This window comes from Streptomyces lydicamycinicus, from assembly GCF_000829715.2.
Taxonomy (GTDB): Bacteria; Actinomycetota; Actinomycetes; order Streptomycetales; family Streptomycetaceae; genus Streptomyces; species Streptomyces lydicamycinicus.
In genome coordinates, this window is sequence record NZ_BBNO01000001.1 from 804,091 (window position 1) to 816,746 (window position 12,656).

Genomic DNA, 12,656 nt, shown 5'->3' on the forward strand with positions numbered 1-12,656 from the left:
AAGCACCTGCCAGGGGTTGCCCCGTGTGACGGATCTCACTCTCACAGGTTCTTCATGGGTTGAGCGTGCAGGGTGGTCCGGGACGTAGGACAGGGCAGAGATTCACGGCCGAGGGACACGGGCGTGGCTCACCGGATGCGCCAGGACGGAAGGGGCCTCGGACTGTGAGCTGGCTGGGAACCGCCGAGAGGATACGGACCGGTCGCGGGCCGGTCGCCGACGCCGGACCGGACACCGGCCCGGCCGGGACACCGGGTCTGCTGCCCGGTATCCCCCGGCAGCGCGGGGGCGGGGAGGCCGGAGCCCGGGCCTCCGCCGAAGAGGGGCCGAACGCCCCTGCCGCGGCGGTGCGTTGGCGGCCCTGGCGGCTGCTGCCCACCCCCGTCGGCACCCCCTTCACCTTCGGCTACGCGGTCCTCCTCGCGGCCACCTCGCTGTTCGCCGAGTACGCCGACCCGGGGCTGGTCTCCGAGCTGTTGCGCGGCTCCAGCACCGATGTCGTTCATCTCGCCCAGGCGCCGCTGGTGGTGCTGATCGCCAGCGCCCTGTGGATCGCCGGCGGGGTGACCTCCGGCTACGCCCTCGCCTTCCTCTTCGTGCTGACGGCGCTGGAGCGGCGGATCGGCGCGCGGGCCGCCGTCGCGGTCTTCTTCGGCGGCCATGTGCTCGCCACCCTCGCCACCGAACTCCCCGTCGCCTTCTCGGTCGCCGCCGGCGGGCTGCCGGAGAGCTCGTTGCACCGCCTCGACTACGGCATCAGCTTCGGCGTGATGACCTGCACCGGAGCCCTGGCCGGGCTGCTGCCGGCCTGGCCGGGCCGGCTGCTGCTGGCCGGCGTCGGCTATCTGGCGCTGACGGATTTGTACGCCTATGTCGACCCGCTGTCCGACTGGGGGCATCTGCTCTCGCTCGCCCTGGGCGTGGCGAGCTGGCCGCTGCTGCGCCGCTGGCGCACCCGTCGCGCCGCACCCGCACCGCTCCTCGGCGACCTGGGTCATCCCGCCCTGCGGGGCGCGCGGATGTACTGAGCGTTCCGCGCGCCCCGGCCGGTCCGGGGCAGGCCCTACGGCCGCGCCGTCGACCGGTAGGTGTGGGTGATGGCGTAGCCGCAGCCGCCCAGGAGCGCCACACCGGAGAGCACACCGCTGACGAACGGCACCCACGCCACGGCGGAGGTGGCCGCCATGCCCAGGCCGATCGCGCCGAGCGCGGTCAGTGCGGCACCGGGGACGGCGATGCTGCGCCGCTTCCAGACCGCCATCAGCGCGATGAAGTGCAGGCCGACGATCAGCGCGATCCAGGCCACCGCGGTCTGCTCGGGGGCGCCCGCCGCCCGCAGTGCGAGATTGCCGCCGATCAGCAGCGCCGCCTCGGCCCCCACGACGAACGCGAACTTGCCCCGGAACCAGTCCGCCTGAGGGGCCTCGGGATCGTCCGGCACGGGCTGCCCGCGGCGCCCCGCCCGCAGCGCGAGCGTGAGCAGCCCGGCGAAGGTGAGCACCGCGAGCACCCGGAGGGCGATACCGATCGCCGGATTCAGCGGGTCGTGCGCGTTGGCGACCACGAAGATCGTCCCGAACAGTGCGCCGATGAAAACTCCGGACATCCGCTGCAACATGCCGTGAAGGTAGCAGTCATGACGGGGCGTGAGGCGGTGCGAGCGGCCTTCCGCACGGCCGTGCCGGACCGGGCGCCGCTATCCGATCCAGAGGAGCATGCCGTCCCCCTCGTCCGCCGCCGCGCGGAAGAACGGCCGCAACTGCTCGTAGTGCGCGCAGACATAGTCCAGCGGCTCGCCCCGCTCCCAGACGATCGCCGGATAGACCTGCGCCGCGGCCAGGTCCGCCGGGCCGGCGCCGGCCGTCAGACGCTCGGCGGGTATCTCCGCGAGCGCCTCGGCGGCGGTCCGCACCTGCGCGGGGGTGAGGTAGCGGGGCGGACCGTAGCCCCAGTCGTCGGCATCCGGGACGGCCTGCTCGCCATGGACGATGTCCACCGGGAAGGCCGCGCGGCGCAGCAGGAACCCGATGGCGTCCCAGGCCTTGTCGATGTCCAGGCAGCGCGTCGGCGCGGTCTCCGGGCAACCGGCGGCCTCCGCCTCCATCCGCCCCTGGACCAGCTTCAGCGCCCACTCGGGATCGCCCAGGGCGCGGTCGAGTTCGGCAGGAGTGACACGTGCGTACTCTCCGATCATGCTCATGGACCCGACGTTAGGGCCGACCACTGACAACGCCCGGTGGGCGGCGGGGCGGTGCCCGGCCGCGGCGAGCGGATCCGGCCGGGCGCGGCGGCCCTTGTGGCGCCTGGGAGAATGGCGGTCCCCTCCCGGCACCCCCTAGTGCGGTGCCCGCCGACGCAGGAGTACACCCACCTTGTCCCCAGAGCGCGAGCCCTCGATCCCGGACGTCATCGACCTCGGCCTGACATCCGACTGCGGCAGTTGCTTCGGTCTGTGCTGTGTCGCGTTGCCGTTCGCGGCCTCGGCGGACTTCGCGATCGACAAGGACGCCGGCCGGCCCTGCCCGAACCTTCAGCAGGACTTCCGCTGCGGCATCCACAGCGACCTGCGCCCGCGCGGCTTCACCGGCTGCACCGTCTTCGACTGCTTCGGCGCCGGGCAGAAGGTCTCCCAGGTCACCTTCGACGGACAGGACTGGCGGCGGGTACCGGGGACCGCCCGGCAGATGTTCGACGTCTTCCCCGTCATGCGGCAGCTGCACGAACTCCTCTGGTACCTGGCCGAGGCGCTGACCCGGCCGGCGGCCCGCCCGGTCCACGCCGATCTGCGCGCCGCCCTGGAGAAGACCGAGCGCCTCACCCAAGGCAGCGCCGAGGAGCTCATGGAGCTGGATGTGCCGGCCCACCGGGGCGAGGTCAACGCCCTGCTGCTGCGCACCAGCGAACTCGTACGGGCCGAGGTCCCGGGCCGTAAGAAGGAGCGACGGGGCGCCGACCTCATGGGGGCCCGCCTCAAGGGCGCCAACCTCCGGGGCGCCAACCTCCGTGGGGCCTACTTGATCGCCGCCGACCTCAAGGGCGCCGATCTGCGCACGGCGGACCTGATCGGCGCCGATCTGCGCGCCGCCGACCTCGCCGGTGCCGATCTCACCGGCGCGCTCTTCCTCACCCAGTCGCAGCTCAACGCGGCCAAGGGCGATGCCGCGACCGAGCTGCCGCGGAGCCTGAGCCGCCCCGCCCACTGGTAGCGCGGCGCGACCGGCCGGGCCCCGCCGGCTGCGCCGTGATCAACAGGAGCCCGGCCCGGCCCGCCCGGCCGCCGCGGGCCCGGCCCGGCCCGCCGAAACGGCAACTCCCCTGATCGCTCACAGCGAACGCACCCGGGGGAACATCTCCCGACCCCTCCGCATTGAGTGAGTAAAGCTCAACTTGCTTGCCGAAGGGGAGATCATGGCTTCGACGTCCACATCGCTCACTCTGCCCGTGCTGCCCCTCGATGACGAGGTCGTGCTCCCCGGCATGGTGGTGCCGCTGGACCTGTCCGACGCGGACGTACGGGCAGCGGTGGAGGCCGCCCAGGCTGCCGCCTCCTCGGGTAACAAACCGCGGGTGCTGCTTGTGCCCCGCATCGACGGGAAGTACGCCGCGATCGGCACGCTCGGGCGGATCGAGCAGGTCGGGCGGCTGTCCGACGGCGATCCCGGCGCGCTGATCCGGGGCCTGGGCCGGGTGCGGATCGGTTCCGGCACCACCGGACCCGGGGCCGCGCTCTGGGTGGAGGGCACGACCGTCGAGGAGACGGTGCCTCATCCGCTGCCCGGTGCGGTGGCCGAACTCGTCACGGAATACAAGGCGCTGGCCACCAGCTGGCTGCGCAAGCGCGGCGCCTGGCAGGTCGTCGACCGCGTCCAGCAGATCGAGGACGTGCCGACGCTCGCCGACAACTCCGGCTACTCGCCCTTCCTGACCACCGAACAGAAGGTCCGGCTGCTGGAGACCACCGACCCGGTGGCGCGGCTGAAGCTCGCCACCGAGATGCTGCGCGAACACCTCGCCGAGCAGGACGTCGCCGAGTCCATCGCCAAGGACGTCCAGGAAGGCGTCGACAAGCAGCAGCGGGAGTTCCTGCTGCGGCGGCAGCTGGAGGCGGTCCGCAAGGAGCTCGCCGGGCTCAACGGCGATCCGGAGGACGAGGGCGACGACTACCGCGCCCGCGTCGAGGCCGCAGACCTGCCCGAGGACGTCCGCAAGGCCGCCCTCAAGGAGGTCGACAAGCTGGAGCGGTCCAGCGACCAGAGCCCCGAGGGCTCCTGGATCCGCACCTGGCTGGACACCGTCCTCGAACTGCCCTGGAACGAACGGACCGAGGACGCCTACGACATCACCGGCGCCAAGGAGATCCTGGACGCCGACCACTCCGGCCTGGAGGACGTCAAGGAGCGGATCACCGAATACCTGGCCGTCCGCAAGCGCCGGGCCGAACGGGGCCTCGGCCTCGTGGGCGGCCGTCGCGGGGGCGCCGTGCTGGCGCTGGTCGGCCCGCCCGGGGTCGGCAAGACCTCACTCGGGGAATCCGTCGCCCGTGCCATGGGCCGGAAGTTCGTCCGGGTGGCGCTCGGCGGCGTCCGGGACGAGGCGGAGATCCGCGGCCACCGCCGTACGTATGTGGGCGCGCTGCCCGGCCGCATCGTCCGGGCCGTCAAGGAGGCCGGTTCCATGAACCCGGTCGTCCTCCTCGACGAGATCGACAAGGTGGGGTCCGACTTCCGGGGCGACCCGGCCGCCGCCCTCCTGGAGGTCCTGGACCCGGCGCAGAACCACACCTTCCGCGACCACTACCTGGAGGTCGAACTCGACCTCAGCGACGTGGTCTTCCTCGCCACCGCCAATGTCCTCGAAGCCATCCCCGAGCCGCTGCTCGACCGTATGGAGCTGGTCCGGCTGGACGGCTACACGGAGGACGAGAAGGTCGTCATCGCCCGGGACCATCTGCTGCCCCGCCAGCTGGAGCGGGCCGGTCTGGAGCCCGGCGAGGTGACCCTGGAGGACGAGGCGCTGCGCAAGCTGGCGGGCGAATACACCCACGAGGCGGGCGTCCGGAATCTGGAGCGCGCGGTCGCCAGGCTGCTGCGCAAGGTCACCGCACAGCACGAACTGGGGGAGCGGGAGCTGCCCTTCACGGTCGGTGCGGACCAGCTGCGCCCGCTGATCGGGCGGCCGCACCACACCCCCGAGTCGGCCCAGGACCCGGCCGAGCGGCGCACCGCGGTGCCCGGCGTGGTCACCGGTCTCGCGGTTACCGGCGCCGGCGGCGATGTGCTCTACGTGGAGGCCTCGCTCGCCGATCCGGAAACCGGGGCGTCCGGGCTCCAGCTGACCGGCCAGCTCGGTGAGGTGATGAAGGAGTCCGCGCATATCGCGCTGTCGTTCCTGCGCTCCCACGGCGCGGAACTGGAGCTCCCGGTCGCCGACCTGAAGGAGCGCGGTGTGCATCTGCACGTACCGGCGGGCGCCGTTCCCAAGGACGGGCCGAGCGCGGGCGTGACGATGACGACGGCGCTGGCCTCGCTGCTGTCGGGCCGGCAGGTCCGGCCGGATGTGGCCATGACCGGTGAGGTCTCGCTGACCGGGCGGGTGCTGCCGATCGGCGGCGTCAAGCAGAAGCTGCTGGCGGCGCACCGGGCCGGCATCGGCACCGTCATCATCCCCAAGCGCAACGAACCGGACCTGGACGATGTCCCCGCCGAGATCCTCGAAGCCCTGGAGGTCCACCCGGTCGCCGACGTCCGCCAGGTGCTGGAGCTGGCCCTGACACCGGCGTCGAACGGCGCCGCCCCGGAGGTACCGGTCGCGGCGTGACGACCACGACGGCCGGTCCGGCTCCCACGGGGGAGCCGGACCGGCCGTCGCGCGGGCGGGGGCGCTAGCCGTTCGCCAGCGCCCGGAGCCGGTCCATCGCGCCGTTGAAGCGGTTGTGGTCACCGACCGTCGGGCCGGACGAGGTGTACTGCCAGATGGTGTGGAAGCCCCAGCCGGCCGGGAGTTCACCGGCCGAGGAGCCGTAGCGGGGAATCCACAGGGGGTTGACGGCGCCGAAGGCGGCGGAGTTGCCGGTGCACTGTTTCCACCAGCTGGTGGAGGTGTAGAGGACGGCGTCCCGGCCGGTGCGCGCCTTGTAGGTGGCGAACCAGTCCTTCATCCAGTTGACCAGCCCGGCCGCGCTCAGCCCGTAACAGGTCGCGCCGTAGGGGTTGTACTCCATGTCGAGTGCGCCGGGCAGCGTCTTGCCGTCCTTGGACCAGCCGCCGCCGTGGTCGGCGAAGTACTTGGCCTGGGCGGCGCCGCTGGAGGTGTTGGGGGTGGCGAAGTGGTAGGCGCCGCGGATCATCCCGGTGTTGTAGGAGCCGTTGTACTGCTGGGCGAAGTAGGGGTTGGTGTAGCTGGTGGACTCCGTCGCCTTGACATAGGCGAAGCGGACGCCGCTGTTCCAGAGGGTCGACCAGGCGACGTTGCCGTTGTGGCTGCTGACGTCCACCCCTTCGACGGAGGCGAGCGGGGCGGCCGGCGGTGCGCCGCCGGCCGCCGTGCCCTCGTGCCGGGCGATCTGGGAACCGGCCCAGTCCTGTCCGGGGTGGCTGGGTTCCGGTGCGCGCTGCGCGGCCGCGGCGCCGGCGGTGCCGGGCAGGCCGAGGAGGAGGGAGACGAGGGTGAGCAGGATCCCGGCCACGGTCGCGAGGGAACGTGCGGGGCGGTGGGGGGAGCCGGATCTGAGCACGGACATACGTGCCTCCGAAGATCTCGGTGGATGACCTGAGGGGGGAGGTGCTGACGGCATGGCGCAGGCGTGCGGACACGGAGGTGCGAGGTGCATGACGCCGCGGCGGGACACCCGGGCCGCTTGGTATGGCCATGCCAGAAATGACGATACGCGCGTAGACCGAGGTGACAAAAGAGGGTCCGTGGGCTGCCGTTGGTCTAATCCTGCGAAATACTGGCCGAGCTGCGGCTTCGACCGCCGCCGGCAGAAACTTTCAGGTGAGGAAACGCGGGAATGGGCGCTGACGTGCACAACACCGGAGCCGACGGGACGACGGCGGATGGTGAGCCGACTGGTGTGGACCACGTATTTCTCGCCCTGGAACGGGAATTGGCGGTATTTCTCCGCCGTGCCCGGGCCTCTTCCGGCGAACTGGCACGAGAGGTGCATCCCGACCTGGAGCCCGCCGCATACGGCCTCCTCGTACGGCTGGCGGACGCCGGCGCCCAGCGCGCCACCGACCTCGCCGGCTACTTCGGGGTCGGCAAGGCCACGATGAGCCGCCAGCTGCACGCCTTGGAAAGGCTCGGCCTCGTCGCCCGCGAACCGGACCCGGCGGACGGCCGCGCGGTCCTGGTGCGCCTCACCGATGAGGGTCGCGAACGCTTCACCCGCGTCCGCACCGGCCGCCGCGCCCAGTACGCCCGCCGCCTGGCCTCCTGGGACCGCGGCGAGGTCGCCGAGCTCGCCCGTCTGCTGCACCGGCTGAACGCGGAGCAGGAGAGCGACGAGGCGTAGGGCGCGGGGTCCGCGCAGGGTCTTGGGCGACCCCGCGCGGATACCGGCACAGCGCCGCATTGCCGCCGGCCGCGGCCGTGGTGGCCGCCGGACGGGGCTCGCCGCGAGGCCGTTCCCCCGCGGCGGGAAAACATGCCCCGCCCGTCCGTGGTTGTCACGGCGCCACAAAAATCACCGCCGCATCGTCCCGTGCCTTGCCGCGCGGAAACGCCGCGCCCGCCGGGTCCGCCGCCTCCGCGGCCCGCACCCGGTCGATCAGCGCCTGCGGGCCCTGCCCGGCCACCAGAGCCGCACAGTCCGCCCAGGACCCCTCCCGGAAGACCTCCACCCAGCGGCTCGCACCGTCGCTGAGCGCGGTCAGGGAGCGGACCTCGGCGCGCGGGGTACTGCCGGTCACCGCGCGGGCGGCCACCGACGGGTCGGCGGCCGCCGTGAAGAAGCCGCCCTCCGCATTGCGCAGCGCCTCGACCGCCCGGCCGTACTCCCGGCCCGCCGCGGCCCGTTCCGCCGAGCCGCGGGGCAGCGCCCGTACGGCGGCCCGCAGCTCCCGGACCGCGGGCGGCAGTTCGTCCAGCCGGGTGTCGAGCACCGGCTCCACCGAGCCGTCCGCCCGCTCCAGGAGCAGCACCGAATCGGACAGGACGAGGTGCTCGACGGTGACCCCCGACCATCGTGCGGCGATCACGGTTGCCTGCGGAGTGCGGACGTGAGAAAGGTCACAGGATTCCCGGTGGCCGTCGGCTGTCCGGGAGATGGCCGCGGCGAGAGCCTCAGTCAGCGTCATATCCCGGTGTGAAACCGACAGTTCGAGCATTGCGCCACCGAGCCGCGCGGTGAACCACGGCACCCCGTGGACGCAGCCGTAGCCCTCCTCGGGTGGCGTCACGCCGTCCAGCAGGACCAGAGCTCCGCCCTGGCCGGAAGCCGGCAGGGCTACCGATGCGTAGTCCTCGTTTGGGTGTTGGGGGTCGCCCGGCTCGGTGGCGAGTGCGATGTGCATACCCGGAAGTCTGCCGGAGGTGGTGCTTCCGGCCCGGTCGGCGGGCGCCCGCGGCGGCGCCGGGGTCCGGGTGGGGCGGGGGCTTACCGACGGTAGGGGACGCCGGGCCGGCGGCGTGCGGGCGGGCATCCTTCCAGGACGGCGACGCATCTCCAAACCCGTTCGGGGGTTGCGCGGGGTTGCCGCCGAAAACTTCGGCGCACGGAAGTTGATGGTCAAACTCCGAGTGATGTTCACTCGTTCAGGTGGCCGGGCATGTGTTGCCGAGCCACTGCGCGGCGCCGGTGGAATGGTCGTTGCCCGAATCATGGGGTGAGGTCCGGACATTCGTCGCGACGCGCAGAGCCGGGCTGTTTCCCTTCGCGGAATGTGCGCTGCTGCGGTCTTCGCGCAGGTCTGCTCCGCGAGCGGAGAGCGAGCCGGGTCCGCGACGCCATTTGGCGTGAGCAGGCGAGACAGGAATGCGAGCAGCGGTGCGGAAGATGCGGCTTCGAGGCGGCGCAGGGAAGCCGGGTTCACCGGCCGGTTCGATCCCGGGACCGGGTACGGGCTCGGCTCCTGGTAAGGGCCCCGGCGCGAAGGGCGGTCCGGACGCGACGGGCCGTGACGAGAACCCCACGGGACGGCGTCCCGCGCGGGTGCGCAATCGGCTCGTCGGGGCGGTGGCCGTCGTGGCAGCCGCTGTCATCGGCGCCGGCGTCCCCGGTCTGACGGCGACCGCCGACGAGGCCAACACCGGCCAGCAACTGGTCGATCTGGCCGAACTGAACGCCCGCGCCATCGCGCTCGCGCACTCCCTCGCCGATGAACGCGACGGTATGACCGCGTACGCGGCCACCGGGCGGGGTGGCCGGACCGCCGCGGGGACGGGTGCCGCCCGGGCCGACGCGGCCGCGGCCTCCCGGGCCCAGCGCGCCCGTGTGGACCGGCAGATCGACGAACTGCGCTCCGAGGCCCAGGACGCCACGGGCGACACCGCCGTGTACCGGGCCGCCGCCAAGGCGCTGGCCGCCCTGCCGCAAACCCGTCAAAAGGCGCTGTCCGGGCCGACATCGGCCGAGCAGATCTACGGCGCCTATACCGAGGCACTCCAGGCACTCGGTGCGATCAGCGACGACATCGCCCGCGGACTGCCGGCCCGCGCGGACTCCGCCGACGCCGACACCCGCGCGCTGCCCGTCCTCGGCCGCGCCGCCGAACAGGCCGCGGGCGCCCGCGCGCTGCTGCTCGCCGGGCTCGACACGGGCGGCAGCCGGCCCCGGCTGACCGCCCTGGCCCAGGTCGCCCACCTCCGCGAACAGGGCGCGCTGGGCGACTTCCGGCAGACCGCGAGCCAGGCCGCCCGGGACCGCTACGACCGCACCGTCACCGGCGCGGACGTCAACACCGCCGAGCGCTATCTGACCCGGCTGACCGACCAGCCACGGCTGGACGCCACCGATCTGCGGCTCAACCACCGGCGGGTCCAGCAGACCCTCACCACCCGTATCGGCCTGATGCGGGGCGTCGAATCGGCCATGGCCACCGCGGACATCCAGCGGCTCGGCGCGCTGCGCGACGACGAGGTGACGGAGCTGGAGATCCGCATCGGTCTGGAAGCGCTGTGCCTGCTGCTGGCCGTCGGCGCCGGGGTATGGGCCGCCCGCTCCCTGACCCAGCCGCTCGCGGCGCTGCGGATCGGCGCCAAGCGGGTGGCCGAGGACCCCGCGCACGAGGAGCCCATCACCTACAAGGGCCGCAACGACGAATTCGCCGCCGCCGTACGGTCCGTCAACGCGCTGCACGCCCAGGTCGGCGAGCTGGCACGGCGCACCACCGAGCTGGAGGGCGAGCGCAAGCGGCTGATCGGCGGCCGGCAGCGGCTGGTCGCCGAGCGCGAGATGCTCCAGGAGCAGGGCGAGACGCTCAAGGAGGAGATCGCCGATCTCACCGAGCGGCTGGCGGCCCTGCACAGCGGGGTGCACGGCCGGTTCGTCAACCTCTCGCTGCGCACCCTCGGGCTCGTGGAGCGCCAGCTCGGCGTCATCGAGTCGCTGGAGGAGAGCGAGCAGGACCCGGAGCGGCTGGAAACCCTCTTCAAGCTGGACCACTTCGCCGCGCGGATGCGCCGTAACAGCGAGAACCTGCTCGTCCTCGCGGGCGCGGAACAGCACAGCACCAACCACCAGGGCCCGGTGCCGCTGCTGGACGTGCTGCGCGCCGCGATCAGTGAGATCGAGCGCTACGACCGGGTGCGTATCCAGTCGCTGCCGCCGCACTCGCAGGTCGCCGGGTTCGCCGCGGACGACCTCAGCCACCTGGTCGCCGAACTCCTGGAGAACGCCACCGGGTTCTCGCCGCCGAACGCCCATGTGGAGCTGTCCGGCTGGCTGCTGGAGAGCGGCGAGGTCATGCTCTCGGTCCAGGACGAGGGCATAGGGATGACCTCGGAGCGGATGGCCGAGCTCAACGAGCGGCTGGCGGACGTCGACGCCGCCTCGTCCTCGGAGACCATCGATGAGGCGCTGGGCCTCGGGCTGTACGTCGTGGTGCGGCTGGCCGCCCGGCACGGCGTCCGGGTCCAGCTGCGGGACGCCAAGCAGGGCGGCGTCACCGCCGTCATCGTGCTGCCCGGCTCGATCCTGCCCACCCGCCCCGCCCCGTCGGCCGCCTCGGCCACCGCGCCCCGGGATGTGGCGCACACCCCGAGCCTGCCCGGCTCGGTCGCCGAGGCGAACTCCAACGCGCTGCCGACCCGGGGCGCGCGGCCCGCCCCGGCCGCGGCGGCCCCGGCCGCGGCGGCCCCGGCCGCGCCCCCGGCCCAGGACGCCCCCCGCACCGACGGGCCCGGCGCCGCACCGGCCACCGGCCAGGAGGGCACCACGGACCCGGTGCCCGCCGCCGACCCGTTCGTCGCCGCCGCGGAGCGGGCGATCGACGCCGCCGGACTCGGCGACCCGGACGGACCGGCCCCGGCGCCCGCCGTGCAGCAGCCGTCCGGCCCCACCACCCACGCCGCGTCCGAAGCGAGCCCGTACGGCCCGCAGTCGCCCGGCCCGTACGGCGCCACCACCAGCGGCAGCGGCGAGCATGTGCGGCCCGGGGAGGAGCCGCGCCCGGCCGCGGACCCGGCGCCCAAGGGCACCGGCCGGCACGCCGCCCCGGCCCCCGGGACCACCACGTCCGACGCGCCCGCGGCCGACCCGTACGCCATCGGCCCGGACCAGCACACCCATGCCGGGACGGACGCGGCACCCACGGACGCGGCGGCACCCGCCGACGCGTCCCCGGCCGGTACACCGGCCGACCCACAGACCGCTGCCGCCCCGTCCGAGGGGAAGCAGCGGACGACCTCCATGGGGCTGCCCAAGCGCACGCCCAAGGTCGTGGCGCAGCAACAGGCGCCCGCCGCCCCGCGCAAGAGCGGAGCGGCCAACGCCGAGGCGCTGCGGCGCCGGCTCGGCGGATTCCAGGCGGGGGCGCGAGTCGGCCGGCGTGATGTCGAGGCCGAGATCGCGGAACGTACAGCGGAGCAGACCAGCCCACAGACGGACACCGACGGAGCGGGGGCCCCGGGAGAGAGCCACATTGTCGAGGAGGCACGCGATTGAAAGCGCAAGCGCCCACTGCTTACGGCCAAGGCCTGAGCAGCCAGGCACGGAACCTGCACTGGCTGCTGACCAACCTGGTGGACGAGGTGCCGGGCATCCGCTCGGTCGCGGTGGTCTCCTCCGACGGTCTGCTGCTGCTGTCGTCCGACCCGGACCGGGTGGACGAGGCGGCGGCAGGGCCGGGCGGCGGTGACGGTCCCCGGGGGTCCAGCGCGGACCTGGCCACCATCGTGTCCGGACTCGGCAGCCTCACCAACGGCGCCGCGAAGCTCATGGACGGCGGGCCGGTCAAGCAGACGATGATCACGATGGACGAGGGCAGCGTGTTCGTCATGGCGATCAGCGACGGTTCGCTGCTCGGCGTGCACGCCACCCCGGACTGCGACATGAACGTCATCGCCTACCACATGGCGCTGTTCGTCGGCCGGGCCGGCCACGTCCTCACCCCCGAACTCCGCAGCGAATTGCGCAAGTCGATGGAGAACGTCCAGTGAGCGAACGTAGTGAGCGACCCGTTATGGGGTGCCTGCTGAGCGGATGCGAGGCCGAGCGA

At 73.1% G+C, this 12,656-nt stretch carries 10 protein-coding genes; 6 read left to right on the forward strand and 4 right to left on the reverse strand.

Translation table 11 applies throughout. The features are described 5' to 3' along the window. Window positions 1-164 precede the first annotated feature (164 nt). Entirely contained in the window at window positions 165-1,028 is an 864-nt protein-coding gene (locus TU31_RS03495; protein ID WP_245698388.1) for a rhomboid-like protein, read from the forward strand. Window positions 1,029-1,063: 35 nt separating this feature from the next. Here the strand turns inward: TU31_RS03495 and TU31_RS03500 are convergent, their stop codons facing one another. Together TU31_RS03500 and TU31_RS03505 are read right to left on the reverse strand one after the other, a co-directional pair. Next, complete coding sequence (locus TU31_RS03500) at window positions 1,064-1,618, reverse strand: hypothetical protein (RefSeq protein ID WP_042148653.1); 555 nt, start codon at window positions 1,616-1,618, stop codon at window positions 1,064-1,066. A gap of 78 nt (window positions 1,619-1,696) precedes the next feature. Then, window positions 1,697-2,200 carry a YfbM family protein gene (locus tag TU31_RS03505; RefSeq protein WP_042148656.1) on the reverse strand — a complete coding sequence of 168 codons (504 nt, stop codon included), beginning with the start codon at window positions 2,198-2,200 and terminating at the stop codon, window positions 1,697-1,699. Between the two features lie 172 nt (window positions 2,201-2,372). Between TU31_RS03505 and TU31_RS03510 the strand changes: the two genes are divergently transcribed. Then, the gene (locus TU31_RS03510) at window positions 2,373-3,206 is read left to right on the forward strand and encodes a pentapeptide repeat-containing protein (protein WP_042148659.1); all 834 of its coding nucleotides are present in this window, start codon (window positions 2,373-2,375) and stop codon (window positions 3,204-3,206) included. A 202-nt stretch (window positions 3,207-3,408) separates the two neighbouring features. Continuing rightward, window positions 3,409-5,817: an endopeptidase La gene (gene lon, locus TU31_RS03515; RefSeq protein WP_042148662.1), complete on the forward strand. Its 2,409-nt coding sequence runs from the start codon at window positions 3,409-3,411 to the stop codon at window positions 5,815-5,817. Window positions 5,818-5,881: 64 nt separating this feature from the next. Here lon and TU31_RS03520 read toward each other — a convergent pair whose 3' ends face one another. Then, window positions 5,882-6,739 (reverse strand): lysozyme, encoded by an 858-nt coding sequence (locus TU31_RS03520; RefSeq protein ID WP_042148665.1) that lies wholly within the window; start codon window positions 6,737-6,739, stop codon window positions 5,882-5,884. 270 nt (window positions 6,740-7,009) lie between these two features. Here TU31_RS03520 and TU31_RS03525 point away from each other — a divergent pair, with 270 nt between their 5' ends. Continuing rightward, entirely contained in the window at window positions 7,010-7,513 is a 504-nt protein-coding gene (locus TU31_RS03525) for a MarR family winged helix-turn-helix transcriptional regulator (RefSeq protein WP_042148667.1), read from the forward strand. Between the two features lie 154 nt (window positions 7,514-7,667). Here TU31_RS03525 and TU31_RS03530 read toward each other — a convergent pair whose 3' ends face one another. Next, window positions 7,668-8,513 carry a hypothetical protein gene (locus tag TU31_RS03530; RefSeq protein ID WP_042148670.1) on the reverse strand — a complete coding sequence of 282 codons (846 nt, stop codon included), beginning with the start codon at window positions 8,511-8,513 and terminating at the stop codon, window positions 7,668-7,670. Window positions 8,514-9,151: 638 nt separating this feature from the next. Here TU31_RS03530 and TU31_RS03535 point away from each other — a divergent pair. Further along, window positions 9,152-12,103: a sensor histidine kinase gene (locus tag TU31_RS03535; protein WP_042148673.1), complete on the forward strand. Its 2,952-nt coding sequence runs from the start codon at window positions 9,152-9,154 to the stop codon at window positions 12,101-12,103. Then, window positions 12,100-12,597 (forward strand): roadblock/LC7 domain-containing protein, encoded by a 498-nt coding sequence (locus TU31_RS03540; RefSeq protein WP_042148678.1) that lies wholly within the window; start codon window positions 12,100-12,102, stop codon window positions 12,595-12,597. Before TU31_RS03535 ends, TU31_RS03540 begins: the two co-directional genes overlap by 4 nt. Window positions 12,598-12,656 lie beyond the last annotated feature (59 nt).